The 14,664-nt window shown below is 38.1% G+C and carries 14 protein-coding genes, 20 tRNA genes, 2 rRNA genes and 2 riboswitches (1 of these 38 cut by a window edge); of the genes, 2 read left to right on the top strand and 34 right to left on the bottom strand.

The features are described 5' to 3' along the window. Positions 1–75: 75 nt before the first annotated feature. The 10 genes from thiD to tenA are packed head-to-tail and all read right to left on the bottom strand — an operon-like array spanning position 76 to position 7,798. Entirely contained in the window at positions 76–882 is an 807-nt protein-coding gene (gene thiD, locus MHB70_RS02990; RefSeq protein ID WP_061529758.1) for a bifunctional hydroxymethylpyrimidine kinase/phosphomethylpyrimidine kinase, read from the bottom strand. A 15-nt stretch (positions 883–897) separates the two neighbouring features. Further along, on the bottom strand, positions 898–1,917 hold the full coding sequence (thiF, locus tag MHB70_RS02985; RefSeq protein WP_001065430.1) for a thiazole biosynthesis adenylyltransferase ThiF: 1,020 nt from the start codon (positions 1,915–1,917) through the stop codon (positions 898–900). Beyond that, positions 1,910–2,680, bottom strand: a complete 771-nt coding sequence (gene thiG, locus MHB70_RS02980; protein ID WP_000932007.1) for a thiazole synthase — start codon at positions 2,678–2,680, stop codon at positions 1,910–1,912. The genes thiF and thiG overlap by 8 nt, the downstream gene beginning before the upstream one ends. 2 nt (positions 2,681–2,682) lie before the next feature. Continuing rightward, on the bottom strand, positions 2,683–2,886 hold the full coding sequence (thiS, locus tag MHB70_RS02975) for a sulfur carrier protein ThiS (RefSeq protein ID WP_001049505.1): 204 nt from the start codon (positions 2,884–2,886) through the stop codon (positions 2,683–2,685). 15 nt (positions 2,887–2,901) lie between these two features. Continuing rightward, on the bottom strand, positions 2,902–4,011 hold the full coding sequence (gene thiO / locus MHB70_RS02970) for a glycine oxidase ThiO (protein WP_000333290.1): 1,110 nt from the start codon (positions 4,009–4,011) through the stop codon (positions 2,902–2,904). Beyond that, positions 4,004–4,624: a thiazole tautomerase TenI gene (gene tenI, locus MHB70_RS02965; RefSeq protein ID WP_000787173.1), complete on the bottom strand. Its 621-nt coding sequence runs from the start codon at positions 4,622–4,624 to the stop codon at positions 4,004–4,006. The genes thiO and tenI overlap by 8 nt, the downstream gene beginning before the upstream one ends. A gap of 10 nt (positions 4,625–4,634) precedes the next feature. Then, positions 4,635–5,636, bottom strand: a complete 1,002-nt coding sequence (locus tag MHB70_RS02960) for an ABC transporter substrate-binding protein (RefSeq protein ID WP_000670425.1) — start codon at positions 5,634–5,636, stop codon at positions 4,635–4,637. Then, positions 5,633–6,385 (bottom strand): ABC transporter permease, encoded by a 753-nt coding sequence (locus tag MHB70_RS02955; protein WP_002038041.1) that lies wholly within the window; start codon positions 6,383–6,385, stop codon positions 5,633–5,635. The genes MHB70_RS02960 and MHB70_RS02955 overlap by 4 nt, the downstream gene beginning before the upstream one ends. Further along, positions 6,385–7,134, bottom strand: coding sequence for an ABC transporter ATP-binding protein (locus tag MHB70_RS02950; RefSeq protein WP_001256787.1), 750 nt, complete (start codon positions 7,132–7,134; stop codon positions 6,385–6,387). Before MHB70_RS02950 ends, MHB70_RS02955 begins: the two co-directional genes overlap by 1 nt. Continuing rightward, complete coding sequence (gene tenA / locus MHB70_RS02945; RefSeq protein ID WP_000666918.1) at positions 7,103–7,798, bottom strand: thiaminase II; 696 nt, start codon at positions 7,796–7,798, stop codon at positions 7,103–7,105. Before tenA ends, MHB70_RS02950 begins: the two co-directional genes overlap by 32 nt. Positions 7,799–7,881: 83 nt before the next feature. Next, a riboswitch (TPP riboswitch) is annotated at positions 7,882–7,985 on the bottom strand. Between the two features lie 60 nt (positions 7,986–8,045). Further along, positions 8,046–8,158: riboswitch (TPP riboswitch) on the bottom strand. A 274-nt stretch (positions 8,159–8,432) separates the two neighbouring features. On the opposite strand from tenA, the gene MHB70_RS02940 reads away from it, so the two are divergent. Together MHB70_RS02940 and MHB70_RS02935 are read left to right on the top strand one after the other, a co-directional pair. Continuing rightward, positions 8,433–9,593: an SH3 domain-containing protein gene (locus tag MHB70_RS02940; RefSeq protein WP_001056043.1), complete on the top strand. Its 1,161-nt coding sequence runs from the start codon at positions 8,433–8,435 to the stop codon at positions 9,591–9,593. A 5-nt stretch (positions 9,594–9,598) separates the two neighbouring features. Next, complete coding sequence (locus MHB70_RS02935; RefSeq protein ID WP_001137815.1) at positions 9,599–9,931, top strand: hypothetical protein; 333 nt, start codon at positions 9,599–9,601, stop codon at positions 9,929–9,931. Positions 9,932–10,171: 240 nt separating this feature from the next. Here the strand turns inward: MHB70_RS02935 and MHB70_RS02930 are convergent, their stop codons facing one another. From MHB70_RS02930 to MHB70_RS02815, 24 genes are all read right to left on the bottom strand, one after another. Next, positions 10,172–11,323, bottom strand: coding sequence for a DUF3965 domain-containing protein (locus MHB70_RS02930; protein ID WP_061529757.1), 1,152 nt, complete (start codon positions 11,321–11,323; stop codon positions 10,172–10,174). Between the two features lie 476 nt (positions 11,324–11,799). Next, positions 11,800–12,219: a CBS domain-containing protein gene (locus MHB70_RS02925; protein WP_000195540.1), complete on the bottom strand. Its 420-nt coding sequence runs from the start codon at positions 12,217–12,219 to the stop codon at positions 11,800–11,802. Between the two features lie 132 nt (positions 12,220–12,351). Continuing rightward, positions 12,352–12,423: transfer RNA gene (locus tag MHB70_RS02920), tRNA-Glu, on the bottom strand. Between the two features lies 1 nt (position 12,424). After that, positions 12,425–12,499, bottom strand: a tRNA-Asn gene (locus MHB70_RS02915). 9 nt (positions 12,500–12,508) lie between these two features. Continuing rightward, positions 12,509–12,585 (bottom strand) — tRNA-Ile (locus tag MHB70_RS02910). A 10-nt stretch (positions 12,586–12,595) separates the two neighbouring features. Further along, a tRNA-Trp gene (locus MHB70_RS02905) sits at positions 12,596–12,666 on the bottom strand. Between the two features lie 6 nt (positions 12,667–12,672). Then, positions 12,673–12,745: transfer RNA gene (locus MHB70_RS02900), tRNA-Thr, on the bottom strand. Positions 12,746–12,755: 10 nt separating this feature from the next. Continuing rightward, positions 12,756–12,831, bottom strand: a tRNA-Phe gene (locus MHB70_RS02895). A gap of 8 nt (positions 12,832–12,839) precedes the next feature. Beyond that, positions 12,840–12,915: transfer RNA gene (locus MHB70_RS02890), tRNA-Asp, on the bottom strand. A gap of 3 nt (positions 12,916–12,918) precedes the next feature. Then, positions 12,919–12,995 (bottom strand) — tRNA-Met (locus MHB70_RS02885). Positions 12,996–13,015: 20 nt separating this feature from the next. Further along, a tRNA-Ser gene (locus tag MHB70_RS02880) sits at positions 13,016–13,108 on the bottom strand. A gap of 56 nt (positions 13,109–13,164) precedes the next feature. Continuing rightward, positions 13,165–13,257, bottom strand: a tRNA-Ser gene (locus MHB70_RS02875). A 20-nt stretch (positions 13,258–13,277) separates the two neighbouring features. Beyond that, positions 13,278–13,350 (bottom strand) — tRNA-Ala (locus tag MHB70_RS02870). Positions 13,351–13,365: 15 nt separating this feature from the next. Then, positions 13,366–13,439, bottom strand: a tRNA-Pro gene (locus MHB70_RS02865). 10 nt (positions 13,440–13,449) lie between these two features. Further along, positions 13,450–13,523: transfer RNA gene (locus tag MHB70_RS02860), tRNA-Arg, on the bottom strand. Positions 13,524–13,526: 3 nt separating this feature from the next. Beyond that, positions 13,527–13,615: transfer RNA gene (locus tag MHB70_RS02855), tRNA-Leu, on the bottom strand. Positions 13,616–13,631: 16 nt separating this feature from the next. Continuing rightward, positions 13,632–13,706 (bottom strand) — tRNA-Gly (locus MHB70_RS02850). A gap of 30 nt (positions 13,707–13,736) precedes the next feature. After that, a tRNA-Leu gene (locus MHB70_RS02845) sits at positions 13,737–13,817 on the bottom strand. A gap of 15 nt (positions 13,818–13,832) precedes the next feature. After that, positions 13,833–13,908 (bottom strand) — tRNA-Lys (locus tag MHB70_RS02840). A 4-nt stretch (positions 13,909–13,912) separates the two neighbouring features. Continuing rightward, positions 13,913–13,987: transfer RNA gene (locus MHB70_RS02835), tRNA-Gln, on the bottom strand. 12 nt (positions 13,988–13,999) lie between these two features. Further along, positions 14,000–14,083: transfer RNA gene (locus MHB70_RS02830), tRNA-Tyr, on the bottom strand. A gap of 8 nt (positions 14,084–14,091) precedes the next feature. Then, a tRNA-Val gene (locus MHB70_RS02825) sits at positions 14,092–14,167 on the bottom strand. Between the two features lie 4 nt (positions 14,168–14,171). After that, positions 14,172–14,287: ribosomal RNA gene (gene rrf / locus MHB70_RS02820) — 5S ribosomal RNA — on the bottom strand. Between the two features lie 101 nt (positions 14,288–14,388). Further along, positions 14,389–14,664: ribosomal RNA gene (locus MHB70_RS02815) — 23S ribosomal RNA — on the bottom strand (it continues 2,646 nt past the right edge of the window).

The following is a 14,664-nucleotide window of genomic DNA, read 5'->3' as shown; positions in this document are numbered from 1 at the left end:
GATATATTACTCTTGTATTTGGAAAAAGTAAACAAAAAAAGCCAGTTGTAAAACTGGCCTTTTCATTCTTCATGCTTATGCTTTATTCAATTTATACGCAAAATGATTCGTCGGTCCATGACCACTACCAATATTCAATGGCTCTTCAATTGCTATACTAATAAATCGTTTTGCCTCTTGAACTGCTTCGTCCATTGAGTATCCTTTCGCAAGTCCAGCTGTAACCGCTGAAGCAAATGTACAGCCACTTCCGTGCGTTTGTTTCGAAGGAATTCGTTCACTTCTAAATTCAATAAACTCTTCTCCATCAAAGAGTAAATCAATTACTTCATTACCTTGATATTCCGCATGTCCGCCCTTCATAAGCACATATTTAGCACCTAATTCGTGCAATACTTTCGCAGCTTTCTTACTATCTTCTATATTATGAATCTCCATCCCAGTTAACACTTCAGCTTCTGGAACATTCGGTGTAATAACTGTTGCTACTGGTAATAAATATTCCTTTAATGCTTGAACTGCTTCTTGCTGTAATAATGATGCTCCGCCCTTTGCAATCATAACAGGATCTAGCACAATATTATTCCAACCAAATTTCTTAATCTGTTCTGCCACAATTTGAATAATTTCACTACTAAATAACATTCCTAGTTTCACTGCATCTGGTGTTAAATCCGTACCAATTGAATTCAGCTGTTCCGTAATACCTTCTAACGGAACAGGATATACCCCTTGAACGCCAAGCGTATTTTGAGCAGTAATTGCCGTAATAACCGTCATCCCATACACACTAAGCTCTTGGAATGTTTTTAAATCCGCTTGAATACCAGCACCACCGCCGCTATCAGATCCTGCAATTGTTAAAGCTTGATTCACTTCCATCTCACTCATCCTTTTCTATCCAAAATAGCGATGATAAATCGTCTTTGCTTCGCTTATATCTTTCGTTCCATGTACAAGTACACGGCCATCTTTGAAGGCAACTAACCTCTTTTCTTCAACAGAGAAAGATAGTAAATATGGATTTACATTTAAATTATTCACACGGCCTTCTAGTAGCTGTTTATATTGTTCAAAATCCATTTCTTCTTTATGAGGTGGTCTAATTTGAACTGTATTTCTCCCGCATAAAACTGCTGTTTTCGATGTGTTCTCTTTATTTAAATACGGATATAATGCATTCTCTCCGCACGAAGGACAATTATGTTTGCGAAGTTTTTGCACATTCATACAGGAATACTCATTCTTCCACATATCAAACGATACAAGTCCATCTCGAAGTGATTTATAATCTTCTACTAACAGTTTAAGAGCTTCTGTTACTTGATGAGAAACGACAAGAGATACAGCAGGTGATATAATACCCGCTGTATCACATGTCGCCCCGCCAAGCGGAATCGATTGTAATAAACATGATAAACATGGTGTTTTACTAGGAAGAATTGTGTAAGAAAGACCGTAACTGCCTACACATGCACCATAAATCCATGGAATAGAATATTTTTGTGCTATATCATTCACAATAAAACGTGTTTCAAAATTATCAGTCGCATCAATCATTACATCAACGTTTGTAACAAGTTCTTCTAGCTCCTCAGCTGTTACATCTTGAACGAGGGCCTCTATTGTTACATCACTATTAATCTCTTCTAAACGCTTTTTAGCCGCTATAGCCTTCGGAAGATTATTTTTCACGTCGCTCTCTGCATACAATTGTTGTCTTTGTAAATTACTCCAATCGACATAATCACGGTCAACAATTGTTATCTTCCCAACACCAGCTCTTACAAACATTTCTGCATTTGCACTACCAAGTGCGCCTGCGCCGATAATAAGCACATGCTTTTCTCTTATCTTTTGCTGTCCTTCTTCCCCAATTGGAGAAAATAGTTCTTGGCGAGAATATCGATTATTCAACTACACTCATTCCTTCTAAAGGACTGCTTGCAGTTGCACAACGTTTACGTGCAATACGCCCCGCTTCAAAGCCTATGCGACCTGCCTCAATACCTAACTTCATTGCGTATGCCATCTTAATAGGATCTTTTGCTCCTGATACAGCCGTATTTAATAACACACCATCTGCTCCTAATTCCATCGCAAACGCTGCATCAGCTGGGCTACCAATACCTGCATCAACGATAACCGGTACTGTCGCTTGTTCAATAATGAAGCTTAAATTTAACGGATTTACAATACCAAGCCCTGAACCGATTGGTGATGCTCCTGGCATAATTGCATGCACACCTAGTTCTTGTAATTTACGTGCTAATACAACATCATCAGATGTGTACGGAAGTACGATAAACCCTTCTTCTAGTAACATTTCAGATGCCTTTAACGTTTCTACTGGATCAGGTAACAACGTTCTATCATCACCAATAACTTCAACTTTGATCATGTCACAAAGCCCTGAAGCTTTTGCTAATTTTGCAATACGAACAGCTTCTTCAGCATTTTTTGCTCCAGCTGTATTTGGTAATAACGTATATTTTTTCACATCAAGCTTCTCTAATAAATTAGGTTGCTTTGCATCAAATATATCCATACGACGTACTGCAAACGTTAAAATTTCAGCTTCAGAAGCGTCAATTGCTTTTTGCTGTACGTCAAAATCAGGGAATTTCCCTGTTCCTAATAAAAGTCTAGACTGAAATGACAATGGTCCAATGTTTAACATAATCAACCGCCTCCTACGAAAGTTACAATCTCAATTTGGTCTCCATCAAAAACAGATGTATCTGTATGATCATCTTTTTGTAAAATATCTTTATTACGCTCTACTACAACAATTCTGTTATCTAACTCTAAATGTGTAAGTAACTCAGCTACTGTTTTTACACTCTCTGGTACTTCAATTTGGTTACCATTAATTTTTAAATTCAAACTTCCATCCCCTTTCTAAACCGTTTTAGAAAGCAATGAATCTAGCAAGTGATTCTCCTGCTTTCCTTCTATTAAATCCGCCATATATTGACCAGAAACAGGGCTTAATAAAATGCCGTTTCGATAATGGCCCGTACAAGCATATAAACCTTTTATTTCTTCATGTTCTCCCATATAAGGAGCTTCGTGATTCGATTGTGGTCTTAATCCTGCCCATGCGCTTTCCCACTCTGCTTCTTTTAAAGCTGGCAATATTGTATAAGCACGCTCTAATATAGAAGTAATGCTTTCCGGTTGTACAGTTTTATTAAACGTATGTGGCTTCATCGTTGCTCCAATTACGTAACGTCCGCCGCGCTTTGGAGCAATATAAAATCTTTCTTGGAAAATAGGTGCCTTTAAAAGTGGTTTTCTACTTCTTACCGCTACTACTTCTCCTTTAACTGGATATGTACCCCATTCGCGGTGAAAATGACCTAGTAACTTCGTGCTCCATGAGCCACCGGCAATCACCACTTTTTCGCATGTGATTATACCTTCGCTCGTAACAATACCAGTCACTTTATTATTTTCAATACGAATATCAAACACTTCTGTCTGTTCATATATATCCGCACCGGAAATTGATGCAGAATGCGCGAATGCTTTCGTAAGCTCTGGTGCAATAACGTGACCATCTTTCGGATAATATACCGCTCCTATAATGGATTCGGATAGAAATGGCTCTTTTTCCCGTAAATGGTCTCCCGTTAGAAAATATGAATCTTCACCTGTTTTCTGTTGCCAATCCATAATGTGAAGAATTCTTTCCTTCTCATCTTCGTTTTGTGCAATACGATATATCCCTTTCTCCTCATATCCAATATCAATACCCGTCTTTTCACGTAAAACTGTTGCAAGTTGTGGAAATATAGCTCGGCTTTCTCTAGCAAGTTCAAATAGCGGGTCATACGCATCCCATTCTGCTTGAACACCAAGCAGGCCAGCAGCTGCTTTAGAAGCTTCTGATGCAATTTTTTGCTTCTCTATAATTGCTACTTTATGTCCTCTTTCTGCTAGAAAATGTGCAACTGAGCTACCAATTACACCACCGCCAATAATCGCTACATCATACTTCTCACACATGTTTTTCCGCCCACTTTCTTATTGATTCCTTATAAGATTTCGCTTTGCTATATGGGTTACTACTACTTACAATTCCGGACATAACTGCTATACCGCTTACACCGTTAGTAAGAACATCTACTGTGTTTTCTGGGGTAATTCCTCCAATCGCTGTAATCGGTATAGATAAACAGCTTGCAATGTCTGAAATTTCTTCAAGTCCTCTCGCTGGCACACCTTTTTTACAATCTGTCGGAAATACATGACCATAAACGAGTGAATCCGCTCCATTTTTAAATGCTACTATCGCTTCCTCTAACGAGTGTACTGAATAACCGACATGCAAATAAGAAAACTTTTCTTTCACTAACCTTACATCTGCGCTTCGGTATCCTAGTTGAACACGCGGAATGTTTAATAAAATGGCGATATCAATTCGATCATTTATAACAAGCTTAGATGCTGGAAAGCCTTTTTTCAAAAGACTTTCCACCCCTTTATATAATTCCTTCGTACTTTTCTCACGCTCACGAATATGCAAATAATCAATCTCACTCTCAATTTGCATCGCTACATTCACTAACTCTTCGAATGGCATATGGCCATTTGAGATTACATGGAGCTCATTTTTCATATTCATTCGCCTACTTTAAAATGTTTTCGAATAATTCATCGGCAGGAACAATTTCTTTCGTCATTCCTTTGTCTTTCAACCATTTGTTTTGTTTCTCCCATGACTCTTTTGAATCTGATAAGAATGGCTCATCTTTCGTTTCCATCTTCTCTAATAAAATTTTCATGCTTTCTTTTTCAACTTCTGGTACAAGCGGGAAGTTTTCTTTTTCTTGATGATCTAATAAAATATTTAATGCTTCATCAGGGCTTTTCTTCATAAAGTCATACCCTTTTTTTGCCCCACGTAAAAAGGCTTGCAATGCTTCTTTATCTTTTTTCAACGTTTTATCACCTGTTACGAAAACAAGTTCATGATAATTCGGCACACCATATTCTGCTGGATTAAAGTACGCTGGTTCATGGCCTTCATGACGCATAACAGGTACTTCATGGTTAATGTATGCTCCTGTTACAGCATCCACTTTTTTCGTAATTAACGCTGGTACTAAATCAAAGCCAACATCAACTACTTTCACCGTATCAGGATTACCACCAGCTTCTTTTATCATCGTTTTTAAATATGCTTCACTTAAAGGAGTTCCAGAATATCCTACTGTTTTTCCTTCTAAATCTTTCGGTGATTGAATACCTGCTGATTTCAGCGATACGACATGATTTAACGGTGAACGTACGACAGCTCCAATTGATTTCACTGGAATTTGTTCATTTGCTCTGGCCATAACAACATCTGGCTGATAATACAAACCAACTGTCACTTTCCCTGCTGCAGCTAAAGTTAATGGATCAGTTGGATTAGAAGGGAATTTTATATTTACCTTTATTCCTTCTTCTTTAAAGTAGCCTTTTTCAATTGCTGCATAAATAAAGCTATGTACCGCATTTGGGTACCAATCGAGCATAACCGTTATTTCTTTCTCTTTTTTACTTTTATCTGATGCTGAATTACTCGAACATCCTGCAATCATTGCAACTAATAATGTAAACACAAAGATGCGTTTTAAAAATTTCATGAATGCTTCCTCCAACTAATGAATTTCTTTTCTAATATGGAAATAAGTATGACGAAGAAAATAGCTAATAATGATAACAATACAATGGGTGCAAATACACCAGCTCCATCTAACTGTGTCATCATTCTCTTACTGAAATAACCAAGCCCAGCTTGTGCACCGAGCCATTCACCGATTGCTGCCCCAATTACACTAAGCGGAACTGCAATTTTTAAAGCTGAAAAAAAATAAGGAAGAGCAGACGGTAACTTTAACTTAAGAAAAACATCTTTCTTCGTTGCTCCATATGTAACTAAGAGCTCCTCCCATTCTTTTTTCGTACTACGCAGTCCGTCATACGTATTGACCGCAATAGGGAAAAACGTAATTAAAACTGTAACAACAACCTTACTCCAGAGGGTATATCCAAACCATAAAACGAAAAGCGGAGCAAGCGCTGTAATAGGAATCGTTTGTGAGGCAACTAATAATGGATAAAATGCCCTTTCCATCCATGTACTCGCATTCATTAACATCGCTAGCCCTACACCTAATACGATAGAAATAACAACACCTATTAAAACGACGTATAACGTTGCCGGTAAATGAACCGTAAATAATATGTCTTTTAGTTCCCATATCTTCATTACAATTGCTGACGGTGACGGTAAAATGTACATTTCATCTACAATTCTTGCTCCTATTTCCCACATAACGAGTAAAATGCTAGAAAGTGTAATGGCAGGAACTAATTCTTTCAATCGGTTCATCATACGAGTACCTGCCTTTGTAACATACTAAGAAGCTCATCTTTCAGCGCTAACACATCCGGTTTATATAAATCTTTTCGTGTTCTGTTATGATCAAGCGGCACAATCCGTTCAGTCAAAGTAGTTATCGGCTGCTGTTCCACCACTAAAATTCGATTCGAAAGAAACAACGCTTCTTCCACATCATGAGTGATAAATAAAATTGTTTTTTCCCACTCTTTCCATTGTTCAAACAACCATTCTTGCAAAGATGCCTTCGTTAAAGCGTCCAATGCGCTAAACGGTTCATCTAGCAATAATATCTCTCCGCCTGTTAATAATGTTCGGATAAAAGATACGCGCTGCCTCATACCGCCAGATAAATCTTTCGGGTATTTTCCCTCGTATCCTTGTAAACCAAATTTATGTAACAGTTCCTTTGCCTTTACTTGTGCTTCTTTCTTCTGTACACCCTGACATTCTAGTGGCAAAGCAGCATTCTCAATAATTGTTCTCCACGGCAGGAGCATATCTTTTTGAGGCATATACCCTACAGGATGACTTTTTGTTTCTGTCAGCTCTATCCGTCCAGTACTAACTTCTTCTAAGCCTGTAATAAGGCGAAATAGAGTACTTTTCCCGCAGCCACTTGGCCCAATAATGCTTACAAACTCTTTCTCTTGTATAGAAGTATTTAATTCATCGATGATTGGCTTCTCATCATAATGAAAAGAAACATTATGAAACTGTAGTATGTTCTTGCTCCTCAAATCCCCACATCTCCTTACGATAGGACATATCCCAGAATAAATATTCAAATCGACTGGAATATAAGAAAATCTCCTCTAATCTTTCTAGCTCTCGCTCTGACTTTCCAATTGCCATTTCATCTAATAAATCTATTAACCAAATACAAAGGTTACCGTATTCTTCAGAACTATATCCTTGAATCCACTCACCAAAGAACTCATGATCTCTCGCTCCAGGAATATCATTTAAACGCTTTCCAATTTCCCAATAACTCCACATACATGGAAGAAGTGCTGCTATTAATTCCGCAAGTGTGCCATTTTGAGATACAGACATCATGTAATTTGTATAAGCTAAATTTTTAGCAGATGGTTTTGCTGATTCTATCTCCTCTATAGAAATTCCAAGCCTTTTTGCATACTGTTTATGGATCGTCATTTCTCCATTTAATATTCCATCAATTTGTTCAGCAAATTTTCCCATTACTTGTGGATTCGTTGCCTTTACAACACCGATGGCATATAGCTTTGCATAATCTAACAAATATAAATAATCTTGAATAATGTAATACTGAAACTTATCTTTTTCTAACGTGCCATCCCCCATCCCTACTACAAATGGATGATTATGACTCATCTCCCAAACTGGTTGTACAGTTTCTAACAATCTATTACAAAATTTCATTTCTATTTCCCCCTTCAATATATGTATCTAAATAAAAAACCACTTCTATAATCAGAAGTGGTTACAACAAATAAAATTATAGTTTATTCGTTGTTCCACTTCCCTTCGCTAGTATTACCTAGATCAGGTGTTGTAAGGGTTAAGGATTATTCCTCTCTCAGCACGAAAAGCACCCCTAGTGGTTTCAATATAAAATTTTCAAATAAAAAAGCCCCGTTTCTATACGCAAAGAAACGGGGACTCATCATTAGTGTCCGAATTGCTTCCCTACGCTAGCATAATCTAGATCAGGTAATGAAAAGGATCAAAGACTTAAGGTCTTACTCTCAGCTGGCAACACCAGCTCTCCTAGCAAACTATAAAATTATCACTGTCAGTATAACACCCTAATAAGACATCATCAACTGTTTTAATTTTCTCAATTGTCAACGAAATTACAGAGTTATATAATAATTATTATTCTATTTCGTAAAATAAAATCCCAATTAATTCCACAAAAAGGAATCATTATCCTGAAAAAATTTATTTTTATATTGATTTCATATTACATTTATGTGAATACACCCACTATATTATATCTTTATACTATAATAAAATTACAACTAACTATACAACTAGAGGAGGTCTCTATTATATGAATATGAAAGCTACAGCTCTAACAGCAACTACTGTCGCAATCGCCTCATTACTTCCTTCTATGGGCGAAACAAATGTACAAAAAGCAAACGCTGAACAATTATCTAATGTCAAAACTGGATATGTCAAAGTCGATCAAGTAGCCTTACATAAAGAAGATAATACAAATAGCACATCCCTTGATACAATTCGCTTTAATACGAAAGTTAACATACTTAAAACAACGAAGGATTGGTATAAAGTATCTGTTAATAATAAAGTAGGCTATGTACAAAAAGATGCTATTCTGCAAAAAAACAAACTTCAATCTACTAATCAATACATCGTCAATGCTAATGCATTGAACGTTCGCTCTGAACCTAATTTAGAATCTTCCATTTTAGATGTATTACCAAATGGTAAGTTCGTGACTATTCAAGGAGAACAAGGCGAATGGTATAAAATTTCACATAACGGTCAAACAGGTTATGTACAAAAAGCATTCGTATCTAATGGTTCGCAGCCCTTAGTAAAAGGAATCACAGTTCAAAATGATACGAAATATACTGTTGCAACACCTAAATTAAATGTACGTAGCAATGCTAGCACAAATGGTACTCTACTTGGTTCTTTACAAAACGGTACACAGATACAAGTAGTAGAAACAGTAGGAACTTGGTATAAAATTCGTTTTGGCACAGGATACGGGTATGTGGCCAAACACTATGTGGTACAAAATCAACAGCAATCACAAGCTCAAACAGCTCAATCTTCAGCTATTCCAGCAGTTTTCAAATTCCCTACTCAAGGAAAAATCAGCTCAACCTTTGATATACGCTGGGAACAAATGCATTATGGAATAGATATTGCAGCACAAGGTAACGTCTCCATTCAAGCTGCCGCTGCAGGTAAAGTTATTAAATCATATTATTCAGCTAGTTATGGCAATGTAGTGTTCATCGCCCATCAAATAAACGGGAAATTATATACAACAGTTTATGCTCATATGAAAGATCGCACTGTACAAGCTGGTGATCAAATACAAACTGGACAATTACTAGGTCATATGGGTAACACAGGTCATTCATACGGACAACACCTCCATTTCGAATTACATAATGGAGAATGGAATTTTGAAAAAACAAATGCAGTAAATCCACTGCCGTATTTAGTTAGGTAAATTGTATGCCACGCAATATACCTCTCTTCATTGAATACTTAGCCTTTTTAGGTTTAATCTGTTGTTTAATAATTTACAATACAAACACTGTATTTTTATCTATTATCATTGCTTTTGTTGCTCTAGAAATTATGATGGAGTCATTTCAAGTGCGACTAAAGCAAAAAGTTGCCCATGTTTATAATGCTATTTTTCTATTAAGTGCCCTTATAACAAATGTTATTAGTAATGGCTTTTATTTATCTACTATAATTCCCGTATTCTTTATGGCTGTTTTATTATTCATAGCTAGATACATTAATGTCCCTAATAATAAAAAACATGAACAAGAAGCTTAGAAAGAGGAGACACTGTGTACCAATCTTTCAAAGATAACACAATGAAATATATATTGAATTTATACGGAAAACTAAATACTTTTTTTGGTATACAAGGAAGTTATACTGCACAACTTCTCCTATATGGAATGCTATTTCTCATCTTAATCACTTTCTCCTTGTTTTACTAACAAAAAAGGATCTCACATAACATTGAGATCCTTTTTAATTTATATTAATTTTTCATATGTAAAATACTGTTTAGCCACAAGCATATTTTTCATAAATAAAACTAAGATTATATTTTTTCTCTAAACCCATTCTTTGTTCATCGTCACACCAATAGAAAAGAATATCATGAATCGTCGCATAACGCTTATTTTTAAGAAATAGTTTAAAGAATGATGGTAAACAATCATGTAATTGTATAAATATATAATTGCGTAGTATTTCCTCTTTATATTCAATGCCCTTACAAATATACAGTAATTCTTCACAATAATATGCATGCTGTGGAACTTGAATCATTTCGAAAAATGGCACGTATGATAATAACTTTCCGATAAAATGGTTATATCGATCCATTATACCTATTGTCATATGTTCCATCATTTCTTTCATCACATATAAATAATCATCTACATGAGTTGTCTTTAGTGGATCTAATCGATCTGAAATTTGAGAAAGTACAGCTCTTTGACAAGCTAAAACTACTTGACTAGGTCCATAATATGATAGAAAATCTGTACACTTACGATACTTTCGCAACAAGTCATGTCTATATAAATCATACACAAAAGTATTACAATACATCGCTAGACTCATCATATCACTATTCAGCTGCTCTTTTGACTGTCCTTTAGCCCTCTTACACATATAGAAGAATGTAAACTCTAATATTTCTTTTTGAGATAATAGATGTTTACAATTTGTTATACATTTCTCATTAAATTTAACTCTATCCCAAATTTCTACATCCCCATCTGTTAATTCCCCGACACGATATTTAATAACTAAATAGTTTAAAGCAACTGCTTGTGTCAAAAGATCCCATGTTTCATATTCCAATGAAGTTTGGACAAATTCAGCTAGCCCTTGTGTTACCATAAAAGTATTTGCCTCTTCATACCAACCAATCTCTTGACATAAACGAAGAATACGTACTAAGGTTGGAATTTCATCTTTATGAAACTGTGGTAAATTCTTTACTCTATTCATTCCATAAACGATAACTGCTGCTAAATTTTCTTCTTTATAAAATTCTTTTTCTTTCCATGCTAATATAGTTCGCTCTTTTCCTTCACCTTTTGGGTGACAAGGTACAAGTAAAGATAATAATTCAGCAAAATTATTTGGTTCTATATATGTATCTGTAACCAAATTCCAATTTGGATCGCCCTGTACAGCCCTCATATAATTCCCCTTCCCTTTTTATCCCGCTATTTGCCGGGCAGTAAGACGCCCACCTCAAAATCCAGTGAATGCGAGGAAGTTAGGTGGGAAATAAAACTGCCGATAAAAGCCCGATTGGTTCAACGAATAATCATTGGCGGATGGACAAAACCCCCAATAATTAAAGTTTCACTTTATCTACGTAGGAAATATTAATTCATTATTACAACACTAAAAATAAATATTGTTATATTCAAAACCTATCATAATACTTATATCTATCAGTATATCACTTTTTCTCTTATTTAAAATTAGGAATGAAAAATTTAAATAAACTGTCGAAAACCTTAACTATGTACTTATTATATAATGTCTCAGATACATCACGCTAATATATTAGTTTAATCCACATATACTAGAATAATGTATCTGATTTTTATCCATCATTTATCCCACTATTTGCGGACAATAACACTTTCACTAATTAAAGTTTAACTTTATTCCGTACGTTCCGAGATTTCACTTAAAGCGAACCCAGCTTGATCATCTGCCGCTTCTCTTATAGCTAAATCACCTAATGCTAGCATCCCGACAAGTTGACCGCCCTCAACTACTGGCAATCGTCTAATTTGATACTGTGCCATTAATTCTGTAGCTTTTTCAATAGAATCATCTGGAGAAACCGAAACAATGTTTGTCGTCATTACATTTGTAATTTTATTAGACCCAGGATGTTTTTCAGCAATCCCTCGAACAACTAAATCTCGATCAGTAACAAGCCCAACGACTTGTTCATTTTCAAGAACAGGAATCAATCCAACTGATTCTTCCTTCATTTTTACAGCAGCCTCATATACATTATCTAACGGTGTACAATGTACAATATGAGTACTCATAAAGTCTCTAACTTGCGTCATTTTTTATCTCCTCCTTTTAATACATACCATAGTTTTTCCTAAATCCCTTTATTTATTTGAGGAAAATAAGATGATAAAAAAGAGGATTATACACAATAAAAAAGAGCCAGCATATTGCTGACTCTTTCTTTATGACCCGTACGGGATTCGAACCCGTGTTACCGCCGTGAAAGGGCGGTGTCTTAACCACTTGACCAACGGGCCATGGCTCCGCAGGTAGGACTCGAACCTACGACCGATCGGTTAACAGCCGATAGCTCTACCACTGAGCTACTGCGGAATAAATATATGGTGGGCCTAAATGGACTCGAACCATCGACCTCACGCTTATCAGGCGTGCGCTCTAACCAGCTGAGCTATAGGCCCATATACTTTACAGGGGCAGTAGGAATCGAACCCACACTGGAGGTTTTGGAGACCTCAGTTCTACCTTTAAACTATGCCCCTAAATGATGCCGGCTAGAGGACTTGAACCCCCAACCTACTGATTACAAGTCAGTTGCTCTACCAATTGAGCTAAGCCGGCATAAAAAAAATGGTGGCTCGGGACGGAATCGAACCGCCGACACGAGGATTTTCAGTCCTCTGCTCTACCGACTGAGCTACCGAGCCAACATAAATGGCGGTCCCGACCGGGGTCGAACCGGCGATCTCCTGCGTGACAGGCAGGCATGTTAACCACTACACCACGGGACCATTTGGTTGCGGGGACAGGATTTGAACCTGCGACCTTCGGGTTATGAGCCCGACGAGCTACCGTACTGCTCCACCCCGCGACAATATAATATTTTAAAAATGGAGGAGGTAGAGGGATTCGAACCCCCGCGCGACTCTCGCCGCCTGTCGGTTTTCAAGACCGATCCCTTCAGCCGAACTTGGGTATACCTCCATGAAGGAAAATAAATATTTTATTATTATATGTAGCTAAACCATTTCAAAAGAAAATGGAGGAGGTAGAGGGATTCGAACCCCCGCGCGATTCTCACCGCCTGTCGGTTTTCAAGACCGATCCCTTCAGCCGAACTTGGGTATACCTCCGAGACATATAATAAATAAAGTGGAGCCTAGCGGGATCGAACCGCTGACCTCCTGCGTGCAAGGCAGGCGCTCTCCCAGCTGAGCTAAGGCCCCATGTTTTTGGGAAAATCGGGAAGACAGGATTTGAACCTGCGACCCCCTGGTCCCAAACCAGGTGCTCTACCAAGCTGAGCCACTTCCCGTTAATAAAAGCGCGCCCGAGAGGAGTCGAACCCCTAACCTCTTGATCCGTAGTCAAACGCTCTATCCAATTGAGCTACGGGCGCATATGGTGCCGAGGGCGGGGGTCGAACCCGCACGGTGGTCACCCACCGCAGGATTTTAAGTCCTGTGCGTCTGCCTGTTCCGCCACCCCGGCATGTCATATTGAAAATTGGAGCGGAAGACGGGATTCGAACCCGCGACCCCAACCTTGGCAAGGTTGTATTCTACCACTGAACTACTTCCGCAAGACATGTTATGAGATATTTTATTAAAAGTGCGGGTGAAGGGAGTCGAACCCCCACGCCAAAGGCGCTAGATCCTAAGTCTAGTGCGTCTGCCAATTCCGCCACACCCGCATATTTTATTGAAAATGGTGAGCCATGAAGGATTCGAACCTTCGACCCTCTGATTAAAAGTCAGATGCTCTACCAACTGAGCTAATGGCTCTTAATGGCTGGGCTAGCTGGATTCGAACCAGCGCATGACGGAGTCAAAGTCCGTTGCCTTACCGCTTGGCTATAGCCCAATAATTAAGAAATGGTGGAGGGGGGCAGATTCGAACTGCCGAACCCGAAGGAGCGGATTTACAGTCCGCCGCGTTTAGCCACTTCGCTACCCCTCCGACATAAATGGTGGAGGATGACGGGATCGAACCGCCGACCCCCTGCTTGTAAGGCAGGTGCTCTCCCAGCTGAGCTAATCCTCCATTTGCCTGGCAACGTCCTACTCTCACAGGGACAAGGTCCCAACTACCATCGGCGCTAGAGAGCTTAACTTCCGTGTTCGGTATGGGAACGGGTGTGACCTCTCTGCCATCATTACCAGACTGTATTCATTTAAGACAAGAATTATTGTAACTTATTTAACTTTTAAAGTCAACAAGTTTTTTATATTCTTTCAAAACTAGATAACATTGCTTCATATTATATGGTTAAGTCCTCGATCTATTAGTATTCGTCAGCTCCACATGTCACCATGCTTCCACCTCGAACCTATCAACCTGATCATCTTTCAGGGATCTTACTAGCTTACGCTATGGGAAATCTCATCTTGAGGGGGGCTTCATGCTTAGATGCTTTCAGCACTTATCCCTTCCGCACATAGCTACCCAGCTATGCCCTTGGCAGAACAACTGGTACACCAGCGGTGCGTCCATCCCGGTCCTCTCGTACTAAGGACAGCTCCTCTCAAATTTCCTACGCC

It is taken from the genome of Bacillus sp. FSL M7-1020 (genome assembly GCF_038050415.1).
GTDB classification, from domain to species: Bacteria; Bacillota; Bacilli; order Bacillales; family Bacillaceae_G; genus Bacillus_A; species Bacillus_A toyonensis.
The sequence above is the reverse complement of the archived record's forward strand: the minus strand, read 5'-3'. Positions and strand labels throughout refer to the sequence as shown.

What these genes read in the sequence shown, in the direction of transcription:
- MHB70_RS02940 (WP_001056043.1), top strand. Translation starts at nt 8,433, where the DNA reads ATGAATATGAAAGCTACAGCTCTAACAGCAACTACTGTCGCAATCGCC.
- thiO (WP_000333290.1), bottom strand. Translation starts at nt 4,011, where the DNA reads ATGTGTGAGAAGTATGATGTAGCGATTATTGGCGGTGGTGTAATTGGT.
- thiD (WP_061529758.1), bottom strand. Translation starts at nt 882, where the DNA reads ATGGAAGTGAATCAAGCTTTAACAATTGCAGGATCTGATAGCGGCGGT.
- MHB70_RS02935 (WP_001137815.1), top strand. Translation starts at nt 9,599, where the DNA reads ATGCCACGCAATATACCTCTCTTCATTGAATACTTAGCCTTTTTAGGT.
- tenA (WP_000666918.1), bottom strand. Translation starts at nt 7,798, where the DNA reads ATGAAATTTTGTAATAGATTGTTAGAAACTGTACAACCAGTTTGGGAG.
- MHB70_RS02925 (WP_000195540.1), bottom strand. Translation starts at nt 12,219, where the DNA reads ATGACGCAAGTTAGAGACTTTATGAGTACTCATATTGTACATTGTACA.
- MHB70_RS02960 (WP_000670425.1), bottom strand. Translation starts at nt 5,636, where the DNA reads ATGAAATTTTTAAAACGCATCTTTGTGTTTACATTATTAGTTGCAATG.
- tenI (WP_000787173.1), bottom strand. Translation starts at nt 4,624, where the DNA reads ATGAAAAATGAGCTCCATGTAATCTCAAATGGCCATATGCCATTCGAA.
- thiG (WP_000932007.1), bottom strand. Translation starts at nt 2,680, where the DNA reads ATGTTAAACATTGGACCATTGTCATTTCAGTCTAGACTTTTATTAGGA.
- MHB70_RS02930 (WP_061529757.1), bottom strand. Translation starts at nt 11,323, where the DNA reads ATGAGGGCTGTACAGGGCGATCCAAATTGGAATTTGGTTACAGATACA.
- MHB70_RS02955 (WP_002038041.1), bottom strand. Translation starts at nt 6,385, where the DNA reads ATGAACCGATTGAAAGAATTAGTTCCTGCCATTACACTTTCTAGCATT.